At 64.1% G+C, this 16657-nt stretch carries 14 protein-coding genes; 8 read left to right on the top strand and 6 right to left on the bottom strand.

Going from position 1 to position 16657, the window contains the following annotated elements; genetic code table 11:
- The first annotated feature begins 168 nt into the window (after nucleotides 1-168).
- Both CKW40_RS27340 and CKW40_RS27345 read left to right on the top strand, forming a co-directional pair.
- Nucleotides 169-912: a GntR family transcriptional regulator gene (locus tag CKW40_RS27340; protein WP_095202938.1), complete on the top strand. Its 744-nt coding sequence runs from the start codon at nucleotides 169-171 to the stop codon at nucleotides 910-912.
- A 178-nt stretch (nucleotides 913-1090) separates the two neighbouring features.
- Complete coding sequence (locus CKW40_RS27345; protein ID WP_095203008.1) at nucleotides 1091-2605, top strand: malonate--CoA ligase; 1515 nt, start codon at nucleotides 1091-1093, stop codon at nucleotides 2603-2605.
- A gap of 17 nt (nucleotides 2606-2622) precedes the next feature.
- Here CKW40_RS27345 and CKW40_RS27350 read toward each other — a convergent pair whose 3' ends face one another.
- The 6 genes from CKW40_RS27350 to CKW40_RS27375 all read right to left on the bottom strand — a co-directional run bounded on the left by CKW40_RS27350 (nucleotide 2623) and on the right by CKW40_RS27375 (nucleotide 9745).
- A complete protein-coding gene (locus CKW40_RS27350; RefSeq protein WP_095202939.1) occupies nucleotides 2623-4686 on the bottom strand; it encodes an ABC transporter ATP-binding protein/permease in 2064 nt (687 codons plus the stop codon).
- A gap of 75 nt (nucleotides 4687-4761) precedes the next feature.
- Nucleotides 4762-5874 carry an NAD(P)/FAD-dependent oxidoreductase gene (locus CKW40_RS27355; protein ID WP_095202940.1) on the bottom strand — a complete coding sequence of 371 codons (1113 nt, stop codon included), beginning with the start codon at nucleotides 5872-5874 and terminating at the stop codon, nucleotides 4762-4764.
- A gap of 10 nt (nucleotides 5875-5884) precedes the next feature.
- On the bottom strand, nucleotides 5885-7057 hold the full coding sequence (gene nagA / locus CKW40_RS27360) for an N-acetylglucosamine-6-phosphate deacetylase (protein WP_095202941.1): 1173 nt from the start codon (nucleotides 7055-7057) through the stop codon (nucleotides 5885-5887).
- Nucleotides 7054-8088 carry an SIS domain-containing protein gene (locus tag CKW40_RS27365; RefSeq protein WP_095202942.1) on the bottom strand — a complete coding sequence of 345 codons (1035 nt, stop codon included), beginning with the start codon at nucleotides 8086-8088 and terminating at the stop codon, nucleotides 7054-7056. The genes nagA and CKW40_RS27365 overlap by 4 nt, the downstream gene beginning before the upstream one ends.
- Nucleotides 8085-8867 carry a GntR family transcriptional regulator gene (locus CKW40_RS27370; RefSeq protein WP_095202943.1) on the bottom strand — a complete coding sequence of 261 codons (783 nt, stop codon included), beginning with the start codon at nucleotides 8865-8867 and terminating at the stop codon, nucleotides 8085-8087. The genes CKW40_RS27365 and CKW40_RS27370 overlap by 4 nt, the downstream gene beginning before the upstream one ends.
- Nucleotides 8864-9745, bottom strand: coding sequence for a glucosamine kinase nucleotide-binding domain-containing protein (locus CKW40_RS27375; RefSeq protein WP_095202944.1), 882 nt, complete (start codon nucleotides 9743-9745; stop codon nucleotides 8864-8866). Before CKW40_RS27375 ends, CKW40_RS27370 begins: the two co-directional genes overlap by 4 nt.
- A 198-nt stretch (nucleotides 9746-9943) precedes the next feature.
- Between CKW40_RS27375 and CKW40_RS27380 the strand changes: the two genes are divergently transcribed.
- The 6 genes from CKW40_RS27380 to CKW40_RS27405 all read left to right on the top strand — a co-directional run bounded on the left by CKW40_RS27380 (nucleotide 9944) and on the right by CKW40_RS27405 (nucleotide 16610).
- Entirely contained in the window at nucleotides 9944-10873 is a 930-nt protein-coding gene (locus tag CKW40_RS27380) for an N-acetylmuramic acid 6-phosphate etherase (RefSeq protein ID WP_179298129.1), read from the top strand.
- Nucleotides 10874-10990: 117 nt separating this feature from the next.
- Nucleotides 10991-12250: an ABC transporter substrate-binding protein gene (locus CKW40_RS27385; protein WP_095202945.1), complete on the top strand. Its 1260-nt coding sequence runs from the start codon at nucleotides 10991-10993 to the stop codon at nucleotides 12248-12250.
- A 253-nt stretch (nucleotides 12251-12503) separates the two neighbouring features.
- Nucleotides 12504-13433 (top strand): carbohydrate ABC transporter permease, encoded by a 930-nt coding sequence (locus CKW40_RS27390; protein WP_095202946.1) that lies wholly within the window; start codon nucleotides 12504-12506, stop codon nucleotides 13431-13433.
- A 10-nt stretch (nucleotides 13434-13443) separates the two neighbouring features.
- Nucleotides 13444-14283, top strand: coding sequence for a carbohydrate ABC transporter permease (locus tag CKW40_RS27395; RefSeq protein ID WP_095202947.1), 840 nt, complete (start codon nucleotides 13444-13446; stop codon nucleotides 14281-14283).
- Between the two features lie 250 nt (nucleotides 14284-14533).
- Nucleotides 14534-15595, top strand: coding sequence for a Gfo/Idh/MocA family protein (locus CKW40_RS27400; protein ID WP_095202948.1), 1062 nt, complete (start codon nucleotides 14534-14536; stop codon nucleotides 15593-15595).
- A gap of 16 nt (nucleotides 15596-15611) precedes the next feature.
- Nucleotides 15612-16610 carry an ABC transporter ATP-binding protein gene (locus tag CKW40_RS27405; RefSeq protein WP_095202949.1) on the top strand — a complete coding sequence of 333 codons (999 nt, stop codon included), beginning with the start codon at nucleotides 15612-15614 and terminating at the stop codon, nucleotides 16608-16610.
- Nucleotides 16611-16657: the final 47 nt, after the last annotated feature.

Below are 16657 nucleotides of genomic sequence, written 5' to 3' on the forward strand. Positions count from 1 at the left end.
GCGATTTTCCACGCTCAGATGCAGATCGGGGTATATTCCTTTGTGCTTAAGTACAATAACGCCATCTTCTGCTTGAGCCCCTTGACGCAAGCACTGTATGATACATGTACGGAAGGAATCGTTTCGGACTCGAATTGCCCGGAGAAAAATGGGGACAAGGAGTCGATTTTGACATACGGAGCTGCCAACCTGAACGACGACGGCACGGGATCCAAGAGCACGCTTGCCAGTACGGTCTATCACCAATTGCGGGATGATCTTCTCGGCGGCGCTCTTGAAACCGAAAGCAAACTGCGGGTCGAGTGGGTTGTTTCCAAGTATGGCGCCGGTGCTTCCCCGGTTCGTGAAGCCCTTAACCGCCTTGCCTCCGAAGGACTTCTTGGTCGTCATGACCAGCGTGGCTTTTTCATCATGCCGGTTAGTGCGACGGAGCTCGAGGAGCTGACGCGCACCCGCTGCTGGCTCGAGGAGCGGGCGCTTCGCGAATCCATTGCCCACCGCACCGCCGAATGGGAAGAACAGCTGGTGCTGGCGTTGCACCGCCTGGGCCGCGCCTCACGTCTTTCGCCGCAAAATGCCTCGTCGCTCGATCCGGATTGGGAGAAATTGCACCGCACCTTCCATCGGGTGCTGATTTCGGCCTGCCGGTCGCACTGGCTCGTGGGTTTCTGCGACCAGCTTTCCGATCACGCCTATCGCTACCGGCAAATGGCCAATGACGGCGAAAGCGTCCAGCGCGACGATTTCGGCGAACATCGGCTGATCGCCGAATGCGCGCTGGACGGCAATGCCGACGGCGCCGTCCAGGCCTTGATCGATCACTACCAGCTGACCGCGTCCATGTGCATGGAACGCTTCAAGCAGGGCGAAATCGCAAAAGCCGCCGCCCCGGCCGAACGCGTCCGGCGCTAACGATCACTTCCTTTGGCGAGCCTTGCCGTCGTCGTTCGCGACCTTTCGGCCGACGTGACGCGTTGGACCGCCATATCCAGTCTTGACGGCATGGCTGGGAAACGCGAACGCTTCGCCGCCAAACATGCCGCTCGAAGCGCATGCTAAGCCTGCCGTTCCGCCACCCAGGGAAGACTTCATGAGCAATCATCTGTTCGATGCGTTCCGGTCCCGGATGCCGGCGCCGGAGCGCCTGTTGATGGAAACCGACGATGGGCGCTCGCTGAGCTACGGCGACATGCTGGCGCGGTCGGCACAGCTCGCGCATGCGCTGCTGCAATTGGACGTCGAGCCCGGCGACCGGGTCGCCGTGCAGGTCGAGAAGAGCCCGGAGGCGCTGCTGCTCTATCTCGCCTGCGTGCGCGCCGGTGCGGTCTTCCTGCCGCTCAACATCGCCTATACGCTGACCGAGCTTGGCTATTTCTTTGGGGATGCAGCACCTCGGGTCATCGTCTGCGATCCGGCAAGGTCGGCCGACATCGAACGGATGGTCGAACCATCAGGCGCGGTCGTGATCACGCTCGACCGCAATGGCCGGGGATCCCTTACGGACCAGGCATCGCGGCAGTCTTCGCAATTTCATGATGTCGAGCGGGGCGCGGACGATCTCGCCGCGATCCTCTACACCTCGGGAACCACCGGACGCTCGAAGGGCGCCATGCTCAGCCACGAGAATCTGGCTTCGAACGCGTGGGTGCTGGTCGAGCAATGGCGCTTCACATCGGACGATGTGCTGATCCACGCGCTGCCGATCTTCCACACCCACGGCCTGTTCGTCGCCACCAATGTCATCCTGATGGCCGGCGCCGCGATGCTGTTCGAGCAGAAATTCGATCCGGCCCGCATCGTCGCATTGCTGCCGCGCGCCACGGCGCTGATGGGCGTGCCGACCTTCTATACCAGGCTGCTGCAGCAGGATGGACTGGGCCGTGAGGCAGCGAAGAACATCCGCCTGTTCGTGTCCGGCTCGGCGCCGCTGCTGGCTGATACGCACAAGGCCTGGCGCGAGCGCACCGGCCACGCCATCCTCGAACGCTACGGCATGACCGAGACCAACATGAACACGTCGAACCCCTATGAGGGCGAACGGCGCGCCGGCACGGTCGGCTTCCCCTTGCCCGGTGTCACCCTGCGCATCGCCGATCCCGACAATGGCAAGCCGCTGGCCCAAGGCGAGGTCGGCATGATCGAGGTCAAGGGTCCGAACGTGTTTGGCGGCTACTGGCGCATGCCGGAAAAGACCAAGGCGGAATTCCGCGCCGACGGTTTCTTCATCACGGGCGACCTCGGCATGATCGACACCGATGGCTATGTCCATATCGTCGGCCGCGGCAAGGATCTGATCATATCGGGCGGTTACAACATCTATCCGAAGGAGCTTGAAAGCGAGATCGACGCGCTTGACGGCGTGAGCGAAAGCGCCGTCATCGGCGTTGCCCATCCGGATTTCGGCGAAGGCGTCACCGCTGTCGTCGTGCGGGCGCCGGGATCGCAGATCACCGGAGCCGAAATCCTCAGCGCCATCGCGGAACGCGTGGCAAAATACAAGCGTCCGAAGGAAGTGATCTTCGTCGACGACTTGCCGCGCAACACGATGGGCAAGGTGCAGAAGAATCTTCTGCGCGACACCTACAAGGACCTCTACGCATCCTAGGTGGCGGGTGCGCCCCGTTACTTCGGCTTGCGCGGCTTTTCGGCCTTCGTACCGGAGCCCCACAAGGCGCGCTGGATCAGGCCACGTTTGCGGTTGCGTGGTACAAGGTCGATATCCCCGACCAGCTTTGCGCCGCCCTTGTGCCGCTCCAGCGTGATCTTGCGGGTGTGGAAGGCTTCCAGTTCGGCGCGGTGCGCCACGCTGACGATGGTGACCTCAGGCAATTCGCGGATCACCGTTTGCATCATCTGGTCCTGGCTCTTTTCGTCCAGTGCCGAGGTCGCCTCGTCCAGCACCACGATGTCGGGGCGATGCAGCAGAAGCCGCGCGAAGGCAACCCGCTGTTTTTCGCCGCCCGACAAAGTCTGGTCCCAGGGCGCTTCCTCTTTGATCCGGCCAGTGAGGTGGCCGAGGCCGACCTTGTTGAGGGCGGCCTTGATCTGTTCGAGCTTCCACTTGTTGGCGGCCGCGGGGTAGGCGACCACCCGGCGCAGCGTGCCGGACGGGATGTAGGGCCGCTGCGGCAACATGAACAATCGCTTATCGGGATGGAAATTGACGCTGCCGCTTCCCCATGGCCACAGGCCGGCGATCGCCCGCACCAGCGTCGACTTGCCCGAGCCGGATTCGCCTGAAACCAGCACCCGCTCGCCCGCTTCGACCCCGACTTCCGTTTCCTTGACCACGGAAGTACCGTCGTCGAGCGTCACGGAGAGATTGTCGAGGGAGAGCATTGTATCGCCCTTGCTCTCGCCGTGAAGGATGCGCCCCAGCTCGTCGCTCTGCTCGGCGCGCTCCAGCCCGTCGAGCGACATCATCAGCGAGGCGATGCGGCGTGCCGAGGCGTTCCAGTCGGCGAGACGCGGGTAGTTGTCGACCAGCCAACCGAACGAGCCCTGCACGATGGCGAAGGCGGAGGCGGCCTGCATGACCTGGCCGAGCGACATCGAGCCGTCAAGGAACTTTGGCGCACAGAGCAAGACCGGCACGACCGGCGCAAACAGGCTCGAGCCCTGCGAGACCAGGGCCGTGCGCATATGCTGTCCGGTCAGCTGCGCCCATCGCTTCAGCACGCCGGCAAAGGTCCTGTCGATGCCGCTGCGTTCCTCCTCCTCACCGCCGAGCAAGGCGATGCTCTCGCCGTTTTCGCGCACGCGCGTCAGCACATAGCGGAATTCGGCTTCCGTCTGGTTCTTCTCCTCCGACAACCGCACGAAGTCGCGGCCGATGACGAACATCGAGGTCGAGGTGATCGCGGCATAGATCACTGCCGTGATGACGAGGAAGCCCGGCACGGTGAAGGTCGAGCCTCCCAGGTTGACGCTCAACGCCCCGCCGATCGTCCACAGCACCACGATGAAGGTCGAGGCCGACAGGGTAGCGACAATCACGCCGGCAACGAAGTCGACGGGCGCATCGGTGGCCACCCGCAGATCTTCCGAGAGGCGGGCCTCGGGGTTCTGGTGGTCGCCCTTCACGAGGTTCAGCTGGTAGTAGCGGCCATTGGCCAGCCAGCGCGCTATCACCGAGGTGGTCAGCCAGGCGCGCCAGCGGCGCTGCATCGTCATGCGCAGATAGACCTGCGCAACGACAAGGCTGATGCTGCCAAGCACGAGCGGCACGAACACCGCGCTGAGGAAATAGACGGTATGGGCGTCGCGCTTCTCGATGGCGTCGAAGATGGCGCGGTTCCAGAGATTGATCCCGTACTGAAAGCCGACATTGACGCCGATCAGGATCAACAGCCCGATCGTCAGCGGCCAGCCGAGCTTGTCGCCGTGCCGTCCCCAATAACCGCGCCCGCTGATCCAGAAACGCTTCAGCAAGTATTTTTTGCGCGCCTGTTCGGCCGCCTCGGGCGTCAACTCCGGATCGGGCTCGACAGCCTCTGGTGGCGGAGCTTCGCCGACAATTTCGGAGGCGGCCGCTTCGACGGCCGATGCCTTCTTGTCGCGTGGCTTTTTTTCGCGCGGTTCCTGCTCGCGCAGTCTCTCGTCACGCGGCGTTTGCCGTCGCGGCTTCGGGGCGCCGCGCGGTTCGATGCCGTCAGCCGGTTTCGATCTGGGTTTCGCCTCGGACATACGCTCCGACAACGACCTCGAAATCAAAAGGTTTCATGACCTCCGCTTGGGATGATAAATTCCCAGCGGCGCCTCTCATTGCGGATAGAGCAGTTCGACCACATGGTCGGCGATCGCCAGGCTTGCCGTCAGGCCGGGGCTTTCTATGCCGAACAGGTTGACGATGCGCCCAGCGCCATGATCCGCAGGACCCTGGATCACGAAATCGGTGGCAGGCTGGCCGGGGCCGGACAGTTTCGGCCTGACCCCGGCATAGGCCGGCTGCAGCGCGCCGTCGGCAAGGGCGGGCCAATAGCGCCGGATCGCTTCGTAGAAGACGGCGCTTCGGCTGGGATCGACGATGTAATCCACATGGTCGACCCACTCGACATCGGGCCCAAAGCGCGCACTGCCGCCGAGGTCGAGCGTCAGATGGACGCCAAGCCCACCGTCGACCGGAACCGGATAGATCAGCCGCGAAAAGGGCGACCGGCCTGGCAGGGAGAAGTAGTTTCCGCGCGCCAGCCACTGCCGGGGGATGAGCCCTTGTGGGAAGCCGGCGATCCGGCCGGCCACGGCCTGCGCATCGAGGCCGGCGGCATTGACGAAGGCTGCCGCCTCCAGCGCAAAGGTCTCGCCATTGGCATCGCGCGTGTCGATCCGGATCCCGTCGGTCTCGATCGTCGCCCCGGCGAACGCGGTGAGCAAGGCGAAGGACGCGCCGGCGGTCTCGGCGGCGCCGCGCAACGACAGCATCAGCGCATGGCTGTCGACAATGCCGGTCGACGGCGACAACAGCGCGCCGGCACATGTCAGCGCCGGTTCCAGGCTTTCGGCCTCGCTTTGCGTCAAGAACTGGAGATCATCGACCCCGCAGCGTCGGGCATTGGCCTCGATTGCCCGCAACCCGTCCGTCTGGCTGGGCTCGCTGGCGACGATCAGCTTGCCGGTGCGCGTATGGGCGATGTTGTGCTCGGCGCAATAGGCGTAGAGGCGCTGCCGCCCTTCAAGGCAAAGCCGGGCCTTCAGGCTCCCGGGCGCATAATAGAGTCCGGCATGGATGACTTCGGAATTGCGCGAACTGGTGACGGTGCCGATCGCGTCGGCCTGTTCGATCACCACCACCTCGCGGCCCGATACGGCAAGCGCCCTGGCAATGGCAAGTCCGACGACGCCTGCTCCGGCGACGACGCAATCGATTGTCTGCATGGCCTCGCTCTCAGTGCGGAGCGACAGCCTCGAACACTTTGGCGCCGCCGATCCAGACGCTTCCTATGCCAAGATCGTCCGACAGCGCAACGATGTCGGCGGCCGTGCCATTGGCGAAACGGCCAAGCCGGTGCGACTGGCCGATCGCCTGTGCCGGATAAAGCGAGGCCATGCGCAAGGCTTCGGACAGATTGACGCCGACGACATTGTGCATGAAGCGCACGGCCGAGATCATGTCGAGATCGGCGCCCGCCAGCGTGCCGTCGGCAAGCCTGAGACTGCCATCCCGGCGGTAGATGGTGCGGCCGTTCAGCGTGAACGAAGTCATGTCGGTGCCGATCGTCGCCATCGCGTCTGAGACCAGCACGATCTTGCCCGGTCCCTGTTTGGCGTCGAGCGCGATCCTGATGCTTGCCGGATGGACATGGATGCCGTCGGCGATCAGCCCGGCGGACAAGGTGCCGATGTCGATGGCCGCACCGACGAGGCCAGGCTCGCGGTTGCCGATCTGGCTCATGGCGTTGAACAGATGGGTAGCCACGCTGGCACCGGCTTCGGCGAAGGCTTTTGCCGTGGCGTAACCCGTGTCGGAATGGCCGAGGCTGACGACGATTCCCGCCTTGACCAATGCCGCGACCCGCGCCGGATCGACGGATTCCGGCGCGATCGTGGTGAGCAGCACCGGCAGTTTCTGCCGCGCCGCGATCAGCATCGCCTGATCGGCATCCGTCATCGGCCGGATTAGCGCCGGATCATGCGCGCCCTTGCGGGCGATCGACAGATGCGGGCCCTCGAGATGCAGGCCGAGGAAGCCTGGTACCTTTTGCAGCGTGGCGGCCTCGCCGGCAGCGATGGCGGAGGCGGTGATGGCGGGCATGTCGGTGATCAGCGTCGCCAGCAGCGCCGTCGTGCCGAACGGCGCATGCGCCCGGCAGATGGTTTCGATCGAGGCGACATCGGGATGGTCGTTGAGCATGACGCCGCCGCCGCCATTGACCTGGATGTCGACGAAGCCCGGCGCCAGCATGCCGCCGCCGGTGTCGACGGTGCGGATATCCGAGGGGATGGCGCCAGTGGGCAAAATAGCCTCGACAAGACCGTCGCGCACGACGAGCGCGGCGCCTTCATGCCAGTCGTCGCCGTCGAAAATGCGGGCGCCGGTCAGGGCAAAACGGTCGCTCATACCGTCTCCGTCACTTTGCGAAGATTGCGCGGCGTGTCCGGATCGAGGCCGCGGTGGCGCGCGAAGGCCTCGACGAACACGTAGAAGGAGACGATCAGCGTCAGCGGATCGGTCAGCGGGTGACCGGTGGCGACATGCGGCAGGCGCGTCGCGCGCTGGGCAAGCGCTGAGGTGACGAACACCGGCGCCCCCTTGACCGCCAGGCCGTCGGCCGCCTCAGTGATGGACGGCTCCGACGCATCGCGCGCGGCCAATGCCAGCACCGGAAAGTCGGGGCCGATCAGCGCCAGCGGGCCATGCATCACTTCCGCCGCGCTGTAGGCCTCGGCATGCATGCCGCAGGTCTCCTTGAACTTCAGCGCCGCCTCGTTGGCCATCGCCGCGGATGGACCGCGGCCAAGGATGAACAGCGACTTCTGCTTCTCGATGGTTTCGGCGAGCACACTCATCCAGTCGCAAGCGATCGCCTTGCCGAAATGCTCGGGCAAGCGGGCGAGCGCCGCCAGAAGCGCTTCGTCGCCGGTGGAATGCGCCATCAGCGCAAGGCCGGCGACGGCGGAATTGACGAAGGTCTTGGTCGCCGCGACGCTGCGCTCAGGCCCGGCCAATATGTCGATCGCATAGTCCGAGGCCCGCGCCAGCGGCGAATCGGCAGTGTTGGTGATTGCTATAGTCAGCGCGCCGCCGGCGCGTGCGGTTTCAGCCATGGCGACGATGTCGGGGCTTTTGCCCGACTGCGAGATCGCCAGACACGCTGAGCCGCCAAGGCGGAGTTTGCGGCCATAGATCGAAGCGATGGAGGGGCCGACCGAGGCCACAGCAAGGCCCGCGGTCAGTTCCACGGCATATTTCATGAAGGTAGCGGCATGGTCGGAGGAGCCGCGCGCCACGGTGACGACGAATTGCGGGTCACGTTCCCTGATGCCGCGCCCGGCTTCGGCAAGCACGGCGCCGGAGCCATCGAGCAGGCGGGCGACGGCCTGCGGGATCTCCTCGATCTCGCGCTGCATATGGGTGGTGTTGGAGATCATGGTCGGCCCTCTTCGCTCGGCCCTGTCAGCCGCAGTTCGGCGACGAAATCATAGGCGTCGCCGCGGTAGATGGAGCGGGTGAATTCGATCACCTTGCCGCTCGCCAGATAGGAAATGCGTTCGATGTGCAGGCCGGCAATACCCGGCGGCACTTCGAGCAGGCGCGCATCGCTGTCGCCGAGATTGGCGGCGGAAATGCGCTGCACCGCCCGCACCGGCCGGTTGCCGGTCAATTCCAGCGCGGCATAGAGCGAGGAGCCGATTCCCGCCGGGTCGGGCAGCACGCTGGCCGACAGCGAGGCGCGTTCGATCGCCAGCGGCGTGTCATTGGCGATACGCAGGCGCGCCACGCGCGCCACCAGTTCGCTTGACGACAGGCCAAGCACCATCATCTCGTCGGGTGAGGGCGCGTAAAGACCGCGGTCGAGCCATGCCGAACGCACCGCCATGCCGCGCCGCGCCATGTCTTCGGTGAACGAGGTCAGCCGCGACAGCGACTGCTCGACGCGCTCCATGCGCGGCGCCACGAACGTGCCGGAGCCATGGCGCTGCACCAGGATGCCGCCCTTGACCAGGTCCTGCACCGCCTTGCGCACGGTGACGCGCGAAATGTCGGCCTTGGTGGCGATGTCGCGCTCGGAAGGCAGTGCATCACCCGGTCCGATCAGGCCGCGGTTGACGGCGTCCTCGATGCTCTTGCGCAGCTGCAGATAAAGCGGCGCGCCGCTCTGCGCGGATTGTTTGAGCGTGGCGAAGATCTGGTCGGCGGCGTCGCTCATCGCGCCGCCTCCGCTTGCTTTGCGAACAGACGAGCCGCCATCTGCACCGCGCCGCCCAGCGCGTCATCGAGCGGCGGCTTGAGCAGCGCCTGGTAGCGTGCTGACAGGCGCGGCGCATAAAGCGGCGCCAGCCCGCCGAGCAGGCAAAGCGGCGCATCGTCCGCGAGGCCGAGTGCGCCGAGCGAGGCCTCGACATCGCCGACCGCCTTGTCGACGATCCAGTTGGCGACGGCATCACCCTTCTCGGCATGTTCGAACACTTTGGGTGCGAAGCCACCGAAATCGCCGGGCTTGGCATTGGTGGTGAATTCGACCACGTCCTCGGGATTGTTGCGGAAGATGGCCATCATGGCGTCGGTCAGCGGCGAAGCTGCGCGGACTCCGTCATAGGCAAGCAGGGTCTGTTCGAGCAGATCGCGGCCGATGCGGGCGCCGCTGCCCTGGTCGCCGACCTGGAACCCCCAGCCGCCGATGGCGCGCGATTTGCCATTCTTGCGCGCCATATAGGCGGTGCCGGTGCCGAGGATGGCCATGGCGCCGTCGCCTGAGCCGACGGCGCCTTCGAGCGCGATCTCGGCGTCGGTCTCGACCCGGCTGATGCTGAACGGCAGGATGGCTTCGAGCTGCTGCCGGTAAGTGCCGACATTGGCGCCGGCAAGGCCGAGAATCGCCGGTGTTTGCGGGATCAGCTCGGGATCTTGCCCGGCAACAATGAAAGCCTGCCGCGCGGCGTCGACAATGTTCGACCGTGCCCCGGTGAGGTCGGTGCGGATGTTGGCGGCGCCGCTTTTGGCGCGGCCAATGACGGCGCCGTCCACTGTTGCCAGGGCGGCCCTGCAGCTGGTGCCGCCGCCATCGATACCGAGCACGAATTTCACGCGATTTCTCCTCCGGGCGGATAATACCAATAAAATACCAATAGCCAAGAGTTAATTTCCGTTTCAAAAAGATTAAGCCGTATTTTATTGAAAAATCTGCACATTTCGCCGGCTCAGCGATTTCCTGCTCGCGAATTCGTTAATGCATGTGGACAAGTGGTATTTTTTTGGTATTGTTCTGGTATTGGAGGAACACGGATGGCTGAAACGCGCACCGAAGCGCTTCACAGGAATGCCGAGGGGCTGGATATCCAGGCTCCGGAAGCCATCCTTGTTTCGCTGGCCGACGCGCAGATCGAAGCCGCCAAGGCCGTCCGCAACGCCATCCCCGCCATCGCCAAAGCCGCGGAGATCATCGCCGGCCGATTGCGCAGCGGCGGCAAGCTTGCCTATGCCGCGGCCGGCAGTTCCGGCTTGATGGCGCTGGCCGACGCCCTGGAACTTCCCGGCACCTTCGGCATCCAGCGCGACCGCATCGCCATCCTGATCGCCGGCGGCGACGAAGCTTTCAAGACGCTGGCCGGCGGGCCCGAGGATGATACCGAGGAGGCCGCGACCGCCGTCGCCAATGCCGGCATCGGTGCGGGCGATTGCCTGATCGCCCTTTCCGCCAGCGGCACCACACCCTATGCCGTGCGCGCCATCGAGGAAGCCGCTCGTCGCGGCGCTGCCACCATCGGCATCGCCAACAACCGGGATTCGGCGCTGCTGCGTCAGGCCGAAACCGCCATCCTCTTGGAAACACCGCCGGAAGTGATCGCCGGCTCGACGCGCATGGGCGCCGGCACCGCGCAGAAGATCGCGCTCAACATGCTGTCGACACTGACCGCCGTGCATCTCGGCCATGTCCATGACGGCTACATGGTCAATCTCATGGCCGACAACATCAAGCTGCGTGACCGCGCCGCGCGCATCGTCGCCGCCGTCAGCGGGCGCAGCACGGATGATGCCGCCCGTCTGCTCGAAAAGAGCGGCGGCGCGGTCAAGACCGCCATTCTGCTCGCCGCCGGCGCCGACAGCGCCGATGCGGCGCAGAAGATACTGGAAGAGGCCGGCCAGAAGCTGCGGCCGGCCCTTTCCGCGCTTGAGCGTGATCCCGGAAAAGATCATGCCCGAACAAAGAAATAGAGCCTGTTTCATCCCGATTTCCATCGGGGTGAAGCGGGTTTGCGAGGGGAGCAAGGGGTCAAAAGCCTCTGTTCTCATCAAAACCGAACCTGAAAAAGGTCAACAGGGAGACTGAGCATGACAACGAAACTACTGACGGCACTGCTTTTGGGCACCAGCATTCTCGGCTCGGCCGGGATGGCTTCTGCCGCGGACGTAACGCTCAACATCGAAAGCTGGCGCGGCGACGACCTGTCCATCTGGAAGGACAAGCTGATCCCGGCCTTCGAGGCCAAGAATCCGGGTATCAAGGTGGTATTCGCACCCTCGGCGCCGACCGAATATGACGCCGCCCTTGGCGCCAAGCTCGCCGCCGGCTCGGCGGGCGATCTGATCACCTGCCGCCCGTTCGACAAGTCGCTTGAACTCTACAAGAAGGGCAACCTCGCCGATCTCTCGGCCCTGCCCGGCATGGAGAACTTCTCGCCTGTGGCCAAGTCCGCCTGGCAGACCGACGACGGCAAGGCGAGCTTCTGCGTGCCGATGGCTTCCGTCATCCACGGCTTCATCTACAACAAGGACGCCTTCGACAAGCTCGGCATCAAGGTGCCGACGACCCGTGACGAGTTCTTCGCCGCGCTCGACAAGATCAAGGCCGACGGCACCTACATCCCGATGGCGATGGGCACCAAGGACCTCTGGGAAGCCGCGACCATGGGCTACCAGAACATCGGCCCCAACTACTGGAAGGGCGAAGACGGCCGTGCAGCGCTGATCAAGGGCGACCAGAAGCTGACCGACAAGGACTGGGTCGCTCCCTATGAGGAACTGGCCAAGTGGAAGCCGTATCTCGGCGACGGTTTCGAAGCCCAGACCTATCCGGACAGCCAGAACCTGTTCACCCTCGGCCGCGCCGCCATCTACCCCGCCGGCTCGTGGGAAATCGGCCTGTTCAACACCCAGGCCCAGTTTAAGATGGGCGCCTTCCCGCCCCCGGTCGAGAAGGCCGGCGACACTTGCTACATCTCCGACCATACCGATATCGGCATGGGCCTGAATGCAGCCTCGAAGAACGCCGACGCCGCCAAGACCTTCCTGTCCTGGGTGGCCTCGCCGGACTTCGCCACCATCTACGCCAACGCGCTGCCGGGCTTCTTCAGCCTGAACTCCGCTCCGGTGAAGATGGCCGACCCGCTCGCACAGGAATTCGTCTCCTGGCGCGGCAAGTGCAAGTCGACGATCCGCTCGACCTACCAGATCCTGTCGCGCGGCACGCCGAACCTCGAAAACGAGACCTGGGTTGAATCGGCCAACGTCATCAACGGCACCGACACCCCGGAAGCCGCGGCCAAGAAGCTGCAGACCGGTCTCGACAGCTGGTACAAGCCGGCGAAGTAAGAGCTCAGGCAACGGAGCCGGCTGGGCGCATGCCTGGCCGGTTCCGGATACCCTGGCTTTCAGAATAAGCACATTCAGATAGCGATTGTCGGCACCGCCTCGCGGCCTTACCCTTGTTCGTCTTGGGGAAGGCTAGCTGATCAGTCGCAGGCCTTTGTTCTTGCCGTACCGGGCAGGGATGTGTGGGCCGTGCATCGAGGCATTATCTAGCATCGACACCCTTTAGAACCGAGAGACGGCGGGGACCGAACTCATGGCCGCAGATATCCGACCGAAAAGACCGTTTCGCTGGCACATCGGCATCTTCCTGGCGCCGGCCGTGCTTGTCTATACGGCGATCATGATCCTGCCGCTCGCCGGCACGCTGCAGCTGTCGCTGTTCCGCAACATCGAGCAGCACCAAATCTTCGTCGGTCTGGACAATTTCCGCACCCTGTTCGGCGACCCCAACTGGTCGGTGAATTTCTGGAATGCGCTGCGCAACAACGTCTGGTTCTTCATCATCCACATGCTGGTGCAGAACCCGATCGGCGTCATGCTGGCCGCCCTGCTGTCGAGCCCAAGACTGAGATTCGCCGCCTTCTACCGCACGGCGATCTTCGTGCCCACCATCCTGTCCTTCGTCATCGTCGGCTTCGCCTGGAAGCTGATCCTGTCGCCGCTGTGGGGCGTGGCGCCGCATATGATGGACCTAGTCGGCCTGAAAAGCTTCTTCACGCCATGGCTCGGCAAGGAACAATATGCGCTGACCGCGCTCAGCCTGATCTCGGTGTGGCAGTTCGTCGGCATCCCGATGATGCTGATCTACGCCGCACTCCTGTCGATCCCTGAAGAGGTGATCGAGGCGGCCGAATGCGACGGCATCACCGGCATGTCGCAGTTCTGGAAGATCAAGCTGCCGCTGATCCTGCCGTCTATCGGCATCATCTCGATCCTCACCTTCGTCGGCAATTTCAACGCCTTCGACCTGATCTACACCGCGCAAGGCGCGCTCGCCGGGCCGAACTATTCGACCGATATTCTCGGCACTTTCCTCTACCGCGCCTTCTTCGGCTTCCAGCTGCAGGTCGGCGACCCCAATATGGGCGCGGCGATCGCCACGATGATGTTCCTGATCATCCTCGGCGGCGTCTGCGTCTACCTCTTCCTCGTCCAGACGCGCCTGCGTCGCTACCAGTTCTGAGGGGCAAGAGATGAGCACCGCCACCCGTTCGCTGCCCCGCACCATCGGCGCTCACGCGATCCTGTTGACCTACACGGCGATCGCGCTGTTTCCGGTGATCCTGGTGATCATGAACTCGTTCAAGTCCCGCGCCGGCATCTTCGGCGCGCCGCTGACGCCGCCGACGCCCGGGACATTCGACCTGATCGGCTACACCACCGTCATCGGCCAGGGCGACTTCACCCACTATTTCCAGAACAGCCTCGTCGTCACCGTCGCCTCGCTGTTCTTCGTGCTGCTGTTCGGCGCCATGGCCGCCTTCGCCCTGTCGGAATACCGCTTCCGCGGCAACACGCTGATGGGCCTTTATCTGGCGCTCGGCATCATGATCCCGATCCGGCTGGGCACCGTCGCCATCCTGCAATTGATGGTGGCGAGCGGACTGGTCAACACGCTGACGGCGCTCATCCTGGTCTATACCGCGCAAGGCCTGCCGCTCGCCGTCTTCATCCTGTCGGAATTCATGAAGCAGGTCTCCGACGATCTGAAGAACGCCGGCCGCATCGACGGCCTGTCGGAATACACCATCTTCTTCCGGCTGGTGCTGCCGCTGGTCAGGCCATCCATGGCGACGGTCGCCGTCTTCACCATGATCCCGATCTGGAACGATCTGTGGTTCCCGCTGATCCTGGCGCCGTCGGAAGAGACCAAGACGGTGACGCTCGGCGCGCAGCTGTTCCTCGGCCAGTTCGTCACCAACTGGAACGCCATCCTGGCGGCGCTGTCGCTGGCGATCATGCCGGTGCTGATCCTCTACGTCATCTTCTCGCGGCAACTGATCCGCGGCATTACTTCCGGAGCCGTCAAGTGAGCGGAGCCTTACAAATCTCTGCTGGAGCCTTCACCCCACCCGGCGCTGCGCGCCGACCTCCCCATCAAGGGGAGGTAGAAGGTCGCGGCTTCATTTACGACCGTCAAGGGGCACCTTTCGGCGAAGCTTCTTTGGCAGTGCGGGTGTTCGCGCCAACGTCCTACCTCCCCTCGATGGGGAGGTCGGCGCGAAGCGCCGGGTGGGGTGACACCCTCTCAGTAGGAACAACTGGAATGTCTGGAGTAGCCAGGTGAGCTCTAAATCCCCTCTTCGCGTCGTCGTCGCCGGCCTCGGCAATATGGGCCGCAGCCATGCGCTGGCCTATCACACCAATCCGGGTTTCGAGATCGCGGCACTCATCAACCGTTCCGACGTGCCGCTGCCGGATGGCCTGTCGGGCTATGGCATCAGGCGCTCCTTCGACGAGGCGCTGCGCGACGAAAAGCCCGATGTCGCCTGCATCGCCACCTATTCCGACAGCCATGCCGACTATGCCGTGAAGGCGTTCGAGGCCGGTTGCCACGTCTTCGTCGAAAAGCCGCTGGCAACGACGGTGGCCGATGCCAAACGCGTCGTCGCGGCCGCCAAGGCCAATGGCAGAAAGCTGGTGATCGGCTACATCCTGCGCCATCACCCGTCCTGGATCCGGCTGATCGCCGAGGCGCGCAAGCTCGGCGGTCCCTACGTCTTCCGCATGAACCTCAACCAGCAATCCTCGGGCCATACCTGGGAGACGCACAAGCAGCTGATGCAGACGACCTCGCCGATCGTCGACTGCGGCGTCCACTATCTCGACGTCATGCTGCAGATCACCGACGCCAGGCCGGTCGAGGTGCGCGGGATGGGCGTGCGGCTGACTCAGGAGGTCGCGCCCACGATGTACAATTACGGCCATCTGCAGGTGCTGTTCGATGACGGTTCGGTCGGCTGGTACGAGGCCGGCTGGGGGCCGATGATTTCGGAGACGGCCTTCTTCGTGAAGGACGTCATTTCGCCGAATGGTTGCGTGTCGATCGTCATGAAGGAAGGTGTGAAGTCCGACGACATCGACACCCACACCAAGACCTCGACCATCCGCCTACACAGCGCTGAAACCGGCCCGGACGGCAAATTCGCTAGGGAGGATGAGATGCTGTCGATGGCCGGCGAACCCGGCCACCAGGACCTCTGCGACCTCGAACAGGCCTTCGTGCTGAAGGCGATCCGCGAGGACCTGGACCTCACCAAACACATGGACGACGCGGTGAAGTCGCTCGCCGTCTGCCTCGCAGCCGACGAGAGCGTGCGCAGCGGCGCAGCCGTCAAACTCTAACGACAGGAACGAAGCCGTGGGCTCGCTGAAGATTGAGAATGTGAAGAAGGCCTTCGGGCCGGTCGAGGTGCTGAAGGGCATCAACCTCGAAGTGACCGATGGCGAATTCGTCGTCTTCGTCGGCCCGTCGGGCTGCGGCAAGTCTACGCTGCTGCGGGTCATCGCCGGGCTGGAGGATTCGACCTCCGGCCGGGTGGTCATCGACGGCGCGGATGTCTCGGCCACGCCGCCCGCAAAACGCGGCATCGCCATGGTGTTCCAGACCTATGCGCTCTACCCGCATCTGACGGTGAAGAACAATATGGGCCTCGGCCTGAAACAGGCCGGCACGCCCGCCCCAGAGATCGACCGACGCATCGGTATCGCCTCGTCGATGCTGTCGCTGGAGCCTTATCTGGAGCGGCGGCCGGCCGAACTCTCCGGCGGCCAGCGCCAGCGCGTCGCCATCGGCCGCGCCGTGGTGCGCGAGCCAAAATTGTTTCTCTTCGACGAGCCGCTGTCGAACCTCGACGCCGCACTTCGCGTCAACACGCGGCTGGAAATCGCGCAGCTGCACCGCCGGCTAAAGGCGACGATGATCTACGTTACCCACGACCAGGTCGAGGCGATGACGCTGGCCGACAAGATCGTCGTGCTCAATGCCGGCCGCATCGAGCAGATCGGCGGCCCGATGGAGCTCTACAATGCGCCGGCAAACGAGTTCGTCGCCGGCTTCATCGGCTCGCCGAAGATGAACTTCATCGACGGCGCCAGGCTCGGCGAGACGGCCAAGACCATCGGCGTGCGGCCCGAGCATCTGACGGTCGACACGAAGTCAGGCGCCTGGAAGGGCACGGTGGTGCATGCCGAGCATCTCGGCGCCGACACCAACCTTTATCTCGACTGCGAGAAGGCCGGGCTGATCACGGTGCGGATTTTCGGTGTTTATGACGCGGAGCCGGGTGCCACGCTTTACGCGACGCCGGATCCGGCGAAGACGTATCGGTTTGGCGCGGATGGGAAGGTGCTGAAGTAGTTTCTGGAGCAACTCCCCCTCACCCAGCCTCCGCTTCGCTCGGCTGA

Origin of the sequence: Mesorhizobium carmichaelinearum (genome assembly GCF_900199455.1) — a bacterium.
Taxonomy (GTDB): Bacteria; Pseudomonadota; Alphaproteobacteria; order Rhizobiales; family Rhizobiaceae; genus Mesorhizobium; species Mesorhizobium carmichaelinearum.